This is a genomic window from Sutcliffiella horikoshii (assembly GCF_044809035.1).
Taxonomy (GTDB): Bacteria; Bacillota; Bacilli; order Bacillales; family Bacillaceae_I; genus Sutcliffiella_A; species Sutcliffiella_A horikoshii_G.
Genome location: NZ_CP085237.1, coordinates 1,177,305 through 1,191,016 on the forward strand (window position 1 = coordinate 1,177,305; position 13,712 = coordinate 1,191,016).

The 13,712-nt window shown below is 38.7% G+C and carries 17 protein-coding genes; 10 read left to right on the forward strand and 7 right to left on the reverse strand.

Translation table 11 applies throughout. From position 1 onward, the window contains the following. Positions 1-110: 110 nt before the first annotated feature. From LG307_RS06285 to LG307_RS06310, 6 genes are all read left to right on the forward strand, one after another. Positions 111-1,343 (forward strand): exonuclease SbcCD subunit D, encoded by a 1,233-nt coding sequence (locus LG307_RS06285; protein ID WP_404449077.1) that lies wholly within the window; start codon positions 111-113, stop codon positions 1,341-1,343. Beyond that, positions 1,304-4,375: an AAA family ATPase gene (locus tag LG307_RS06290; protein ID WP_404449080.1), complete on the forward strand. Its 3,072-nt coding sequence runs from the start codon at positions 1,304-1,306 to the stop codon at positions 4,373-4,375. Before LG307_RS06285 ends, LG307_RS06290 begins: the two co-directional genes overlap by 40 nt. An 86-nt stretch (positions 4,376-4,461) precedes the next feature. Next, complete coding sequence (locus LG307_RS06295; protein WP_404449081.1) at positions 4,462-5,679, forward strand: MFS transporter; 1,218 nt, start codon at positions 4,462-4,464, stop codon at positions 5,677-5,679. 49 nt (positions 5,680-5,728) lie between these two features. Then, positions 5,729-5,875 carry a hypothetical protein gene (locus LG307_RS06300; protein WP_404449083.1) on the forward strand — a complete coding sequence of 49 codons (147 nt, stop codon included), beginning with the start codon at positions 5,729-5,731 and terminating at the stop codon, positions 5,873-5,875. Beyond that, positions 5,872-6,816 (forward strand): 3'-5' exoribonuclease YhaM, encoded by a 945-nt coding sequence (gene yhaM / locus LG307_RS06305; RefSeq protein ID WP_404449085.1) that lies wholly within the window; start codon positions 5,872-5,874, stop codon positions 6,814-6,816. The genes LG307_RS06300 and yhaM overlap by 4 nt, the downstream gene beginning before the upstream one ends. A 70-nt stretch (positions 6,817-6,886) precedes the next feature. Continuing rightward, positions 6,887-7,060: a sporulation YhaL family protein gene (locus LG307_RS06310; RefSeq protein ID WP_010198295.1), complete on the forward strand. Its 174-nt coding sequence runs from the start codon at positions 6,887-6,889 to the stop codon at positions 7,058-7,060. 28 nt (positions 7,061-7,088) lie between these two features. On the opposite strand, the gene LG307_RS06315 is transcribed toward LG307_RS06310, so the two are convergent. Beyond that, entirely contained in the window at positions 7,089-7,970 is an 882-nt protein-coding gene (locus LG307_RS06315; protein WP_404449087.1) for a peptidylprolyl isomerase, read from the reverse strand. Between the two features lie 705 nt (positions 7,971-8,675). Between LG307_RS06315 and LG307_RS06320 the strand changes: the two genes are divergently transcribed. Then, entirely contained in the window at positions 8,676-8,762 is an 87-nt protein-coding gene (locus LG307_RS06320) for a YjcZ family sporulation protein (protein ID WP_063561705.1), read from the forward strand. A gap of 31 nt (positions 8,763-8,793) precedes the next feature. Beyond that, the gene (locus LG307_RS06325) at positions 8,794-8,880 is read left to right on the forward strand and encodes a YjcZ family sporulation protein (protein WP_082153634.1); all 87 of its coding nucleotides are present in this window, start codon (positions 8,794-8,796) and stop codon (positions 8,878-8,880) included. An 86-nt stretch (positions 8,881-8,966) separates the two neighbouring features. Here the strand turns inward: LG307_RS06325 and LG307_RS06330 are convergent, their stop codons facing one another. Together LG307_RS06330 and LG307_RS06335 are read right to left on the reverse strand one after the other, a co-directional pair. Further along, entirely contained in the window at positions 8,967-9,158 is a 192-nt protein-coding gene (locus tag LG307_RS06330; protein ID WP_010192281.1) for a hypothetical protein, read from the reverse strand. 141 nt (positions 9,159-9,299) lie between these two features. After that, complete coding sequence (locus LG307_RS06335) at positions 9,300-9,854, reverse strand: DUF3267 domain-containing protein (RefSeq protein ID WP_404449089.1); 555 nt, start codon at positions 9,852-9,854, stop codon at positions 9,300-9,302. 194 nt (positions 9,855-10,048) lie between these two features. Between LG307_RS06335 and LG307_RS06340 the strand changes: the two genes are divergently transcribed. Next, complete coding sequence (locus LG307_RS06340) at positions 10,049-10,387, forward strand: DUF1878 family protein (RefSeq protein WP_404449091.1); 339 nt, start codon at positions 10,049-10,051, stop codon at positions 10,385-10,387. Here LG307_RS06340 and LG307_RS06345 read toward each other — a convergent pair. Then, positions 10,374-10,973: an HTH-type transcriptional regulator Hpr gene (locus LG307_RS06345; protein ID WP_404449093.1), complete on the reverse strand. Its 600-nt coding sequence runs from the start codon at positions 10,971-10,973 to the stop codon at positions 10,374-10,376. The two genes, LG307_RS06340 and LG307_RS06345, sit on opposite strands and share 14 nt — an antisense overlap. Before the next feature lie 93 nt (positions 10,974-11,066). Next, positions 11,067-11,432 carry a YtxH domain-containing protein gene (locus tag LG307_RS06350; protein ID WP_404449095.1) on the reverse strand — a complete coding sequence of 122 codons (366 nt, stop codon included), beginning with the start codon at positions 11,430-11,432 and terminating at the stop codon, positions 11,067-11,069. 334 nt (positions 11,433-11,766) lie between these two features. Between LG307_RS06350 and LG307_RS06355 the strand changes: the two genes are divergently transcribed. Next, the gene (locus LG307_RS06355) at positions 11,767-11,889 is read left to right on the forward strand and encodes a hypothetical protein (protein WP_404449097.1); all 123 of its coding nucleotides are present in this window, start codon (positions 11,767-11,769) and stop codon (positions 11,887-11,889) included. A 58-nt stretch (positions 11,890-11,947) separates the two neighbouring features. Here LG307_RS06355 and LG307_RS06360 read toward each other — a convergent pair whose 3' ends face one another. Beyond that, entirely contained in the window at positions 11,948-12,472 is a 525-nt protein-coding gene (locus LG307_RS06360) for a tryptophan transporter (RefSeq protein WP_404449099.1), read from the reverse strand. Between the two features lie 123 nt (positions 12,473-12,595). Then, on the reverse strand, positions 12,596-13,678 hold the full coding sequence (gene serC, locus LG307_RS06365) for a 3-phosphoserine/phosphohydroxythreonine transaminase (RefSeq protein WP_404449101.1): 1,083 nt from the start codon (positions 13,676-13,678) through the stop codon (positions 12,596-12,598). Positions 13,679-13,712 lie beyond the last annotated feature (34 nt).

Genomic DNA, 13,712 nt, shown 5'->3' on the forward strand with positions numbered 1-13,712 from the left:
GAAAAAGTCCCGCATGTTTTTTTATTCTCACACATGTAAACCGAACGTGCATTCGCATTTCATTCATGATAAAATAAGGAAAGACGATTAGAGAAGAGGTTGAATCTATAATGAAGAAAATTCGCTTCCTGCATGCTGCAGATTTGCATCTGGACAGTCCATTTAAAGGACTTTGCCATCTTCCCCAACAAATATTTGATCAGATAAGAAAGAGCACCTTCCAATCACTAACAACGCTTATAAATGCTGCCATCAGTTACCAGGTGGACTTTATATTATTGGCAGGAGATCTTTTTGATTTAGAGCAACGAAGCCTAATCGCCCAAGCGACACTTAGAAAAGAGTTCTTGCGATTAAAAGAAGCTGGAATACCAGTGTATATCATCCATGGAAATCACGACTATCTTACAGATGCACACACACTTTTTCAGTACCCGGATAATGTACATATTTTTTCTGGAGAAGTAGAGTGCAAGACATATGTAAAAGACGAAGAGGAGCTAGTCTGTATATACGGATTCAGCTATAAGCAAAGGCATATGAACGAAAATATGACAAGTTACTATCAAATAGAAAACGCTATGATCCCTTTTCATATCGGGATGCTTCATGGCAATCTTTCTGGAAGGGAAGATCATGATCCGTACGCACCATTCAACTTACCGGATCTTCTTAATAAGAATTTTCATTACTGGGCATTGGGCCATATACATAAACGTGAAATTTTGCATCATCATCCTCCCGTCGTCTACCCAGGAAATATCCAAGGACGGCACCGAAAAGAACAAGGCGACAAAGGCTGCTATCTGGTTGAACTGTTGGAAGATGGTATTCCTGAACTTACATTCATTGAAACATCCGTCATTCATTGGGAAGAGCTCGAGGTTCCCATTAACGGTATAGAAACAGTGGACCATCTTATCGGGGAAACAAAACAAGCATTGGAAAATCTGAGGTTGGAAGGAAAGGGGAAATTACTGCGTCTTATTTTGACTGGAAACGGAGATCTGCATCATTTTCTTCAAGATGAAAATAATCAAGAAGAGCTACTACTTCTTTTTAATGAAGAAGAAGAGAATAAGTCCTCTTTTGTTTATATATACTCCTTGCAGGTGCAAACAGTAGTATCGTATTCAAAAGAAGAATTGCAGGAAAAAACTTTTTATAAAGATTTTTATGCCATGGTAGAGCAAATTGACGTGAAAGAAGCATTAGCTCCGTTGCTGAGACATTCTGAAGCGAGCCGCTATATGGAAATATGGAGTGAGGAAGAAGAAAAAGCGATAGTGGAAGAGGCGGAGCAATGGCTTGTCAGCAAGTTCTTGGAAAGCGAGAAGAGGTGAATAGATTGAAAATTACTGGCTTGCATATCTATGGGTTTGGAAAACTGGAAAATGTGGTAATGGAAAATCTATCACCAAACATCCAGGTCATTTATGGTGAAAATGAGGCGGGAAAATCAACTGTGATGGCTTTTATCCAAGCTATCTTATTTGGATTTCCTTCCAAAAATCAACAAGACTTGCGCTATGTTCCTAAAAAGGGCTTTAAGTATGGCGGAAAGTTAATTATTGAAACCGATGATCATAGGAAAATTACCATTGAACGGGTCGCAGGTAAATCCGCCGGGGATGTTACTGTTCAAGATGAGCAGGGCAATCACTTTGACTTGAATGATCTGCTGGGTGGCCTGGATAAAATGATGTATAAGGGTATTTTCTCCTTTAATATTATGGACATCCAAAATCTAAAACTCATAGATTCTGAGCAACTTGGCAGTTATTTATTTTCATCAGGACTGATGGGAAGTGAACAACTGCATAAACTATCTCGAGAGTTAACAAAAGAGCAAGAAGAGCGTTTTAAACCTAACGGAAGAAAGCCCGTCATCAATCAATTGTTGACTTCTTTAAAAGAAGAAGAACGAAATGTTCAGCAGTGGAAAGAAAAGATGGGGCAATATGATCGGTTGCAACATGATTTAGATCACTATGAACAAACCTGGAAAGAAACACAAATTAAAAAAGAAGATGTGGAGAAACGAATAAAAGAGAAAGAAGCAATGCTCACGATTCAACCATTAGTAAACAGATTAGAAATTCTCGAAATGCAACTGGTAGATTACACGAAGGTTGAATCGTTTCCGCAGGATGGTTTGGCAAGATTAGATAAATGGCAGACAGAGGTAGTATTCTATCAATCAAAACTTGAAAAATTATCAAAAGATTACCAAGAAAAAAAGCAAGAAATGGAACAGATACGAATAAATGAAGACCTTCTTGAAAAAGAAGAATCAATAAAAGGTCTGCTAGCTTTCCTTCCGACCTATCAACAAACCAAAGGCCAATTGTCTCTGCTAGCTACTGAAATAACACAGTTGGACCAGCGCATCGATGGCTGGAAACAAGATCTGGAATGGACTAATAAAACGTATCAGGAGATAGAATCATTACCCACCAGCTTGTCATCAAAAGGGTCATTGCGTGATCTATTAAAAAACCACCATGAGCTTCATATTCAGAAACAACGGTTAGATGAACAGTTCCAACTCGCAAAAGAGGAACTTGAGGCGCAGGAAGAACGGATAAAAGCTCTCGAGCAAGAACAGCTTCCAAACGATAAAGCAATAAAAATGAGGGAAATGGTTGAGGAAGAAAAAAAGGACTCTTTGCATAACGAGATTCATCTCACAGAACAATTACTGCATCAATTAGATAAACAGCTTGATATGCAGAAAAAGAACGATCAGATTGAGGACAGAAAAAGGAAGAAAACAGCGGTTGCAAGTCTTTTAATCGGGATTGCAGGTGCTACTTATTTTTATATCCAAGAACAGGTGATAGCTTCTCTCCTATGTTTGATTCTATTTTGCTCCCTTTCTTTCATCCTTGGCAGGAAGAACAATAATAAAAATAACCGCAACGAGCTTCTGAAAGAAAAGGAAGCAATGCGCAGTAAACTAGATTTACTAAGAAGTAAGCTTTATTCAGCGGATAAGTATGGAGAAATGGAAGAGTATCAGAAAGCATTGGCAAAGGATGAACAGGTCATTCAGCTTCTGCAGAAGGAACGACTGCTACTTTCCCAATGCGATCGGACATATAATAGAATTATTCATCAATTTGAAGAGTGGGAAGGAAAGAACTTCTCATTTCAGGATCGTTGGAATAAATGGACCTCATCACTAACTCTTGAAAAAATCTCGCCAAATTTTATGGAAGAAGCTTACGACAAAGTGTTTCTGTTGAAAGTAGCGATTTCAGATAAAAAGGGGCTAGTGGAAAAACAATCCCACTATCAAAATGTAATACAGAAATTTGAGGATCAGGTAAAGTTTCTTTTAGATGAAAACCGTGGTTACAATGCAACGATGTCTCTGGAAGAAGCATTCACACAATTACGTCTAGATGTGGAAGAAAACAGAGAAAATCAGATAAAAAAACAACGGATTCAAGTACAAATAAACGAATTAAAGGAAGAAATGGATGGATTGTCTCTTCATGCTCTTGAAGCGCACAAGCAGATTCAATATCTGTATGAACAAGCAGAAGTGAAAAATGAGGAAGAGTATCGTCATAAGAATCAGCAGTATACAGAAAAAGCAGAGCTTGAGAAAGAGGTCTCTCTCCTTAAAAGTCAGTTAGCTCAAATGGAAAAATCCTATCAGTTACAACTTAAGGAAAGTAAGCCGATGGAAATGTGGGATTCGGAGAAGGTGGAGCTAGAAGAAACCCTTAAGACGATAAAAGATAAACAAAGTAAACTTGTCGAAAATAAAACGGCAATAAAAGAGACCATTCGTCTGTTAGAGGAAACAGGAACATATTCAGAAGCTGTGCAACAGTTCGAGTTATCGAAAAGTAAGTTACAGGAGCATGCACGAAAGTGGGCAATCCATGCCACTGCATCCCATCTTCTAGCCAAAACGATGGACTATTACCGGACAGTTAAGCTTCCAAAAGTACTACAATATGCTTCTGACAACTTCCGTTTCCTCACAAAAGGTAACTATATTAGGTTGCTTGATGAGGAGAATGAAAGGACGCTCATGGTGCAGCATGAAGATGGGACGAAATTTGAACCAAAGGAATTAAGTCAGGCAACAGTGGAACAGTTGTATATATCCATCCGTGTCGCTGTCGCTCAGGTATGGAGTGATCAACAAAAACTTCCGTTCTTAATGGATGACAGTTTTGTTAATTTTGATCATCACAGAACAAACTTAGGTATTGAGTTGATTAACAGGCTGGCTCTCCAAGGATATCAATTCCTTTTCTTCACCTGTCATCAACATATTAAAGAGAAAATGACAACCGATCCAAAGAACCTTGTCTTTAGCTTTGATTCAATGAAAGAAGCAGTCATTAAACGTTGATGAATTTGGTTCATCCATTGCCGAAAGGAAGACACAAGTGCTATGCTTAGAGAGGAATAGAGAAGCAAGTTGAAAGGATAGCGAACATGAGTGAAAGTGTTATAAAAAATAATAGAGCACCGTTGATACTTTTAAGCTTTAATTTATTTATTGTTATGGTAGGAATTGGATTGGTCATACCTATCCTTCCATTTTATATCGATAAGTTTGGGGCGGATGCAAGAACATTAGGTTTACTTGTTGCAGTGTTTGCCTTTATGCAATTTCTATTTGCGCCTGTATGGGGGAGGCTGTCCGATAAAATCGGAAGAAAACCCTTGATCACTATAGGACTTTTCGGTTTTGCCATTGCAGAGTTTATTTTTGCATATGCTAGCGGTTTATGGATGCTCTTTCTTTCCCGTATCCTAGCTGGTACCTTTGGTTCAGCGCTAATGCCTACTGCCATGGCATATGTTTCTGATGTCACTTCTTCTGAAAAAAGAGGCCAAGGGATGGGAATAATGGGAGCAGCTATGGGACTAGGTATCGTTGTGGGTCCTGGACTTGGCGGCTGGCTTGCCGAATATGATCTAGCACTACCTTTTTTAGTCGCCGGCGTGGCAGCTACTATAGCTGGAATACTGTCGGTAATCATCTTGCCGGAATCATACCCGAAACATAAGAGAGAAATGGATGCACAAGCTTCAGCAGGGGAAAAAAGGGACAATCAATTTGTGACAATGTATAAGGCTCTTAAAAGTCCTGTAGGATTTTTACTAATCCTAGTATTCATCATGAGTTTCGGACTGGCTAATTTCCAATCCATTTTTGGCTACTATACGATGGAAAGATATAGCTATAACCCGAGTGAGGTAGGGACAATCATTTTAATTGTCGGTTTGGTGGGGACTATTGTCCAAGGCGTACTGGTCGGTAGGATGACGAAAAGATTTGGGGAAGAAAGGGTGGTTACAACCGCTCTATTAATCAGTTCTTTCGGTTTTGTACTGATGACCCTGGCTACAAACTTTACAACAGTATTACTAACAACCTGCATATTTTTCTTAGGTAATTCTCTGTTAAGACCATCTTTAAATTCATTCATATCTAAGCTTGCAGGGAACAGACAAGGCCTCGTCATGGGTCTCAACAATTCATTTTTAAGCTTGGGAAATGTTGCAGGTCCCATATTGGCAGGTATTTTCTTTGAAATAAACATCCATATTCCATATCTATTTGGAGCATGCATCATGCTATTCGGCTTAATCGTCACCAAACTATGGATTGCTAAAAGAGCAAAAAACGTAGAGATATCCGCATAAGCTGGAGAAAAAAGTTATATATAATCATCAAGTCAGGGGGCAGGAATAGATGAAAAAAGGAATCCTCCACTTTGAAGTGGGAGAACAAGTAGATGTTCATTTATTAATCAAAACAGCGACAAAAGGAATTGCAAGCAATGGAAAACCCTTTTTAACACTAATATTCCAAGATAAAACAGGGGGCAGGAATAGATGAAAAAAGGAATCCTCCACTTTGAAGTGGGAGAACAAGTAGATGTTCATTTATTAATCAAAACAGCGACAAAAGGAATTGCAAGCAATGGAAAACCCTTTTTAACACTAATATTCCAAGATAAAAGCGGAGAGATTGAAGCGAAACTGTGGGATGCATCAAACGATGACGAAGAACTCTACACTCCGCAGAGCATCGTAAGAGTTCAGGGAGATATCCACCACTATCGAGGACGTAATCAATTAAAAATACGCAAAATCAAGCCAAAAGAAGACCAAGAGAACATTAATGTCTCTGATCTTATCGAAACAGCACCGCTTAGCCAAGAACAGATGATGGATAAAATAACACAGGCTATTTTTGAAATGAAAAATCCTAATATACAAAGGGTTACTAGACACCTGTTGAAGAAGCACCAAAATGACTTTCTTCAATATCCAGCAGCGACAAAAAATCACCACGAATTTGTTTCTGGATTGGCCTATCATGTAGTCTCCATGCTTGATCTTGCTAAAGCCATTTCTAGCTTATATCCAACGCTTGACAAGGATCTCCTCTACGCAGGAGTAATTCTCCATGACTTAGGAAAGGTAACGGAACTGTCCGGACCTGTATCCACAAGTTATACTATCGAAGGAAATTTAATTGGACACATTTCCATTATGGTAAATGAAATCGGGAAAGCAGCAGAAGAGCTTGGTATTGAAGGGGAAGAAATAATGGTTCTTCAACATTTGGTCCTAAGTCATCATGGAAAGCTGGAGTGGGGAAGCCCGAAACTACCGCTAATCAAGGAAGCTGAAATTCTCCATTATATTGATAATATTGATGCAAAAATGAATATGCTAGATCGTGCGTTAGAACGTGTTAAACCTGGTGAATACACAGAAAGAATTTTTGCGATGGACAACAGAAACTTCTATAAACCTACTTTTCATAATTAAGTAATAGCCTCCCATACTCTATCATATGTATAAATTAGTAGCACATATGAAAGAGAAGGGGGGCTTTTTTATGCCGTGGTGGATGCTCTTGATCGTTATCGGGATTGTATTTAGTGCATATATGACTTTAAGGTCTGCAAAGGAAGAAAAAGAGGTAGAGGAAGCGATTATTGAAAAAGAGGGACAAGTTTATATGGATAGGATTCAAGAGGAAAGAGAGAAGAAGCAGGTTGTAAACGTATAGAAAAAGGAAGCGGGGAGCCGCTTCCTTTTTAGCTTTGTTCTTCTGTTTCTTTTTCCTTTTCAAAGGTTTCTTTAAGGGAAGATTCATTGACTTTGATGTTGGCATTGTCCAGTTCCTTTTGGACAGCAGTTTCAACTATTCCCTGTTGTTGTACTTTGGATAAACGTATTTCTTCTTTTAACTCCGCTTCGATGTCTTCTAACGGTTCTTTTTCCTTTTTATCTGTAACTTTTATGATATGGAACCCATATGTGCTTTGTACAGGCTCACTGATTTGATTTACTTCAAGGCTGTACGCTGCTTGTTCAAATTCAGGGAGCATTACACCGGCACCAAACCATTCGAGGTCTCCGCCATTTGGAGCAGAACCCGGGTCAGTTGAATATTCTGTTGCAAGTTCAGCGAAATCAGCACCTTCATCAAGTTTCTTCTTTACTTCATTTGCTGTTTCAACATCATCTACAAGAATATGGCTTGCGCGAATCTCAGGTTTCATCTGATCGTAGTATTCTTTAATCTCTTCAGCGCTAACTTCCACACTTTCCGTTGCGGCTTTTTCCTGAAGCATTGAAATGCGCAAAGTTTGGCTTAGCTGCTCTTCACTTTTGAATCCGCTCTGAGCCATGGCAGTTTCAAATTCAGGTCCAAGTTGTTGCTTCAACTCGTCTAATCGTTCTTGTACTTCTTCCTCTGTAACCTCGTATTTTTCACTTAAGACTTTTTCAGATACCAGTTCCCGAAGTACCTGTTCACCAAAACGATCCTTCATGGCTTCATATAGCTCCTCCTGTGTAATGTTACCAGCAGAGGTTTCAGCAATCACCTCAGAATTATCGGCTTTGTCATTGTTACAGGCAGACAGTGCAAGAATTGAAGCGGTTGCACCTAATGCAATCATCCATTTTTTCATTTAAGTCACTCCCATATGTAGTAAAACGTTCCAAAGAATACTATAGCATAAACAATTCATATATTTAAAGTCTTTGACAATACTTTAAAGGCAGGACTTTTGCTTTGCAAACATCCGGTTGCTTTCCGTTCCAGGCGCTTCGCTTGCCTGCGGGCGGTCCGTGAGCCTCCTCGGTCTGCAGCCTGTGGGGTCTCACCTGTCCCTTCCTCCCGCTGGCGTCTGCGCGCCTTCCACTCCAATCAACGAAGTGGCTACATTCATTGAAGGGTTTTAAAATAGCACCTAACCGAGTTAACTGAATGAGCATTAACTTATCGTTTATGTGATATTCAGCTGTGAATTGGAGCAAATGGCGTAGACTCCAGCGGGGGAGTAACGGTAGGTTGAGACCCTGAAGCGTTGTGAGGAGGCTCAAGCGCCGTCCCGCGGAAAGCCAAGCTATTTGCGGAAAGGAACAGCGGCTATTAACCACTAACTAATGTTTTATATTTTTTCTTAAGGTAAGAGCTTTTTTAAAAAAATGGGTAATCGTCCATTCCAATTTTTAACCTTTTACATATGATAAATGGAATCATGAAAACATCAACACAATTTGTTGTCCCAGGAGTTCATGTAAAAAACCTTAGAGGCAGGATAAACGCCTATGCCTCCTAAGAAATTGTTGCATAAGATATCGTAACAACTCATAAAGGAGGTGTTACTAAGATGGGTAATGCGTATGCAGGTGGCTTCGCGTTAATCGTAGTATTGTTTATCTTGTTGGTAATCGTAGGTGCAGCTTGGTTGTACTAAATACATTTTTAATTAAAAAGGAGGAACTAAAATGTCAGGTGGACATTCCGGCGGATTTGCGTTAATCGTAGTTTTATTTATCTTGTTAGTAATCGTAGGTGCAGCTTGGTTATACTAATCTAGACCTTGGAGGAGGGGCAATGCCTCAATCTCCACAAAAACACCTTCCATGTTTACATGGAAGGTGTTTTTTGTGGAGATTTATTATTTGGAACTTAGCAAGATATCTACATAAGAAGAAATTAATAGAATGGTAATAAGTACGTTTATGGTTCGGAAAACTTTCGGCTGACGATCCTCCGGTATTTCCTTTTGAACGCATAAAGCATTCGTTAATTTGTTTATGTAGAAGAGTATAAATACAGCCACCCAAACAAATAGAAATGCGATAGCCATAAGATCCCTCCTTTGCGGCGTGCTTTAAACTAACTACAGAATATATACTTATGCCTTCTACCTTACCAAAGTTTATGAAAAAAAGATACTATGAGAACCTGAAACTTTTACAAAAAAATGAAAAAGCATCCTCTGTATTACCTAGGACGCTATTTCTTTCTCATTAACTATTAAGATATCATAACCGTTCTCTAATTCTTCAATCTGACATTTGCTTGGAGCACGTTGTATAAGGTTAATATATAGGAAATCTGGAATACATAGCCCGATATTAACAGCTGCAAGCATAGAGAAATAATGATAATAGCCCGGGAATATATGGGCAAGTAAGATGCATGCTGTTGTAATTATGGCAAAAGGAGCCAGTAAAACAGCATAGGATTGGGTTTTTGTAAAAGGCTTTTTTGTTTTTATTTTCATATAAGGCATATAGCACTTAAGTTTCCATTTAAGTTTTACTTGGTTTTTTGTTGCAATTAGCGGCAGAACATGACAAAGCTTATGCATCGTGAACATCCCCATAAGGCTAAGGGTGAACCAGCCAAAATTGGATGAGGAGACTGCTGTGTCATGAAAAATAAGGCTAAAAGATAAAAAGAATACAATAAACGAAAGTAAAGTGATGATAAACGAAATAAGTGTTATGCGATGGAGTCCATATTGTCTAGAAATATCAATGGATTTCCAACAGTTCATAGTTGCGTCACCTACCGTAATTGCTAATCGTAATCAAAATTACTAAATTAATGTAAGCTTTTTTAATGGAAAAATCAATAGGTTAATGGAATTTATTTTTGGATGTATCCATCTAAATATTGGTAAGTGAAAAGAATTGTTGTAAAATAAGTAGAAAAGTACAGGCAATCAATAAGAATATGTAACAGCGAGGAATGAGAAAAGTGGAAGAAAGACTTGCAGCATTGGAGTTTTACTTGGAACTGTTATTAAAACAAATGGATCATACACGATATCCTTGGGATTACTTGATCATGTGTGGGAAATTGAGCAGGAAGGAAGTTCAGGCACTGTACAACCTATGTGAAGAGTTGAGCAAAGAAATGGAAAAACAAAAAGCGGAAGGGTTTGTTACGTTCTCTCCGCTTCTTATTCAATTTAGGCAAGCCCTACCAAAAGACCTGCCATTGGAGGACACAATTGCCGCTTTACGTACACAAGGCTATTACGTGCCATTGATGGACGCATTCCAAAAACTTATCAAGAAGAAGTAACGCTTTCATTTTTCTCTTCTTGCACTTCCTCTTTTTTGGAAAGCCTACCATCTATCTCAATAAAATCTTCTTCAATATTGTTAAAGGATCGTTCGAAAATTTGCATAAAGTCTTCGCCGTAAACATTGCGGATCACACACATGATGTCCAAGAGCTCGGGGAATTTACCATACAAGTCATGCATCGGCAAAGCCCCGCTGAATACGGAATTTTTACTAGGGTCATAGGTTTCCATTAGTTCTAAAAGGATCTGTTCGCCTTTGTCAGTTAGTTCGATATACGTGTTTCGCTTGTCATTTTCCTTTTTAGAAAAGCGAAGCAGTTCTCTTTCCTCTAATTTCTTAGAGAAATTGAATGCAGTGGATACATGCATAACTCCGAATTTGGCAATCTCAGAAATACTGGCACCCTTTAAGTGATAGGCAATCCAAAGAATATGGTGCTCATTGATATTCAAGTCATATGGTTTGATCCATTGTTGCCAATCTTTTTCGATTGTCTTCCAAAGTGCTTTACTAAGCTGGGCAACACGCTGGCTGAAGAGCATTGCTTCTTTTAATGAATACTGTCCATTCTGTGTATTCACAAACTCACCTACTTTTTTCTAATATATTACTATCTATTATGACAATAAAATAAAAATTAATAAAGGTCAAAATTTACAAAAAATTAAAATTTTTTATTCTGACGTGTTTTTCGCCAGTTTTTTTTCCAAATTCTCTAATTCTTCTTGTAGGTTTGCAATGTTTTGTTGGATAGATTCTTGATGAGGCTTTATCGAATTTTGCCAAAGGTCCACAGAAACTTTAATTTCTTCTGCAATGTTGCCAACAGTTGCTTTTCCCTCTTCCATAGCTTGTGTTACTTGATCCTTAATAAGAATGGCCTCTTGTTTCAATTCTTCGATCGTCAATTGAACAGAATGTGCTGTCGTCTTTATTTTTGCTCTCCTGGCTGCTCCAGATTCCGCGGTTGTAAGTAAAGCAGAGACACCTGCTATCGTTCCACCTATTAAAACTCCGTAAATGAATGATTTCCCATTCATAGTAATCACTCCTCTATAAAGTTATGTAAATATAGTTCAATACCCTAAGATTATTATATAATTCAACATTTATAAAAAAAATCCTTTTTTTGTTGAATACTTTTTCTGGAAGGGTTGATGTGACAAAGATCTGTAGCCTGTAGCCTATCTAATCTTTATTGTTTCCAACTAGCTAGTTTATATTTAGTTTAACTTACAGGAACACCTACTTGTTTCATAAGAAAAGAGAGAGTGGCATATTTATGGTACAAAGGGGGCGGGCTTAGTGGCAGGTATTACATCTTTGTTATTTATCATAAGCGTCGTGATGTTGTTTGGTGGTGGTAATTATTTTTTGGCCGCGCAACGGGCTGGCGTCTATCCACCTAGAAGAGTGTTGCAGCAACGGGCCGTGGTCATTGGCGGTGCTGGTGGGGTCATGTTCTTGCTAGCGATATTAGTGACATGGGCTGTGTGATTAAAGTTTCCGGAAAATAGAAGAGGGCAAATTCCTAAATCGGAATTTGCCCTGTAAATTATGTTGCAGGTATTAAATTGGATCGTCTTGCTATGCTCGCTACAATCGGATAGATAATAATCATCACTATTGCATTTAATGCGACAGCAGGTAATACGGCTGTAACGAAAAAGAATGCAAAGGATTCTCCACCTGGAAATCCTACAAGTGTCAGGGCGCTAAAAAGAAAAATCGCTCCTGAAATCAGGGTACCTATAACGGTTAGGAGTCCTGCTTTAACAAGTGGCTTGTCTAATTTCTTCAATGCAAGAAGCATGAAAAAGAACAAGAATGCTGTAATAGGCTTATCAATAATGTTGGGAATCTGACCGGCAGGAAAAGTAGTAGTCATTGCGGAAATTAATCCTGTCACGACTCCTATTAATAAAACATTTTTCTTTTCTGGAAACAGCATGATTCCTAGAAACATCATTGTTAAAGCCAAGTCTGGTTTCATACCGAGAATAACCCCCGGTACAACAGTGTGCAATACAGCACCGATTCCTACCAATAAAGCTAGTGAAACTAAAGTCTTTGTGTTCATTTCTCATCTCTCCTCAACTAATCTTGTCTTGTTTAATCCCATTAGTACACTCGTTGTCTAATGCGAATTAATAGGTACAAGTATATAAAAGTTTCCTCTATTTGAAAAGGGGAAAGCTTGTTATTACCTATAATTGGTTTGAAATCTTTTCATGAATTCGGCTAATGCCTGACAAGATTCCAGCGGTACTGCGTTGTAAATAGAAGCCCTGCAGCCCCCGACCATTCTATGTCCTGCAAGACCGACAAAACCTTCTTCTTTCGCTTGATTTAGAAATACGGATGTGAGTTCCTCAGAAGAAAGGTTGAACGTAACATTCATGTGAGACCTGGCAACTTTTTCGGCATGACCAATATAAAATCCTCCACTTTGATCAATCGTATCATAAAGTAAGTTTGCCTTTTCCAGATTTATTTTCTCGATTGCTTCCACGCCGCCTTGTTCTGACACCCATTCCAATACAAGGGAAAGCATATAGATGGAAAAGGTAGGGGGTGTATTGTAAAGCGATTTATTTTTAGCATGCGTTTGATAATTTAACATGGTCGGTATATTATCCGGGCAATTCTTTAACAGTTCTTTTTTTATGATTACAACGGTTACGCCAGAAGGACCAAGGTTTTTCTGCGCACCAGCATAGATAAGGGAGAAATCTTTTACATTTATTGCTCTGCTTAAAATATCACTCGACATATCGGCAATTAATGGTATGTAAGAGGGAAGGGATGGGAATTCCCGCCACTGCGTTCCGAAAATGGTGTTGTTGCTCGTTAGATGCAGATAAGCTGCTTCTTCGGAGAGCTCCAGTTGTGATGGAATAGTCGTGTAATCTGTGTTCTTGGCGGTTGATGCCACATGGGTCGATCCGATCTTCTCTGCCTCTTTTAAGGCCTTCTCAGACCAAGACCCGGATAAACTATAGTTAGCAGTCTTACCTTTGGAAAGAAAGTTCAACGGAATGGCTGAAAATTGCAGACTTGCACCACCTTGCATGAAGAGGATGTCATAGTCCACTGGAATATGCAAAAGTTCTTTTAAAAGGGTGGCAGCTTTTTGGTGGACCTTTTCGTATTCTTTGCTTCGGTGACTCAATTCCATAACGGACATACCAGCATCTTGGAAATCCAATAATTCCTCTTGTGCACGCTGCAACACTTGTTTTGGAAGAGCTGCAGGCCCTGCATTAAAATTATATACACGCTTCATTCTATTACCCTCCTAAAGTAATCTGAAAATATTA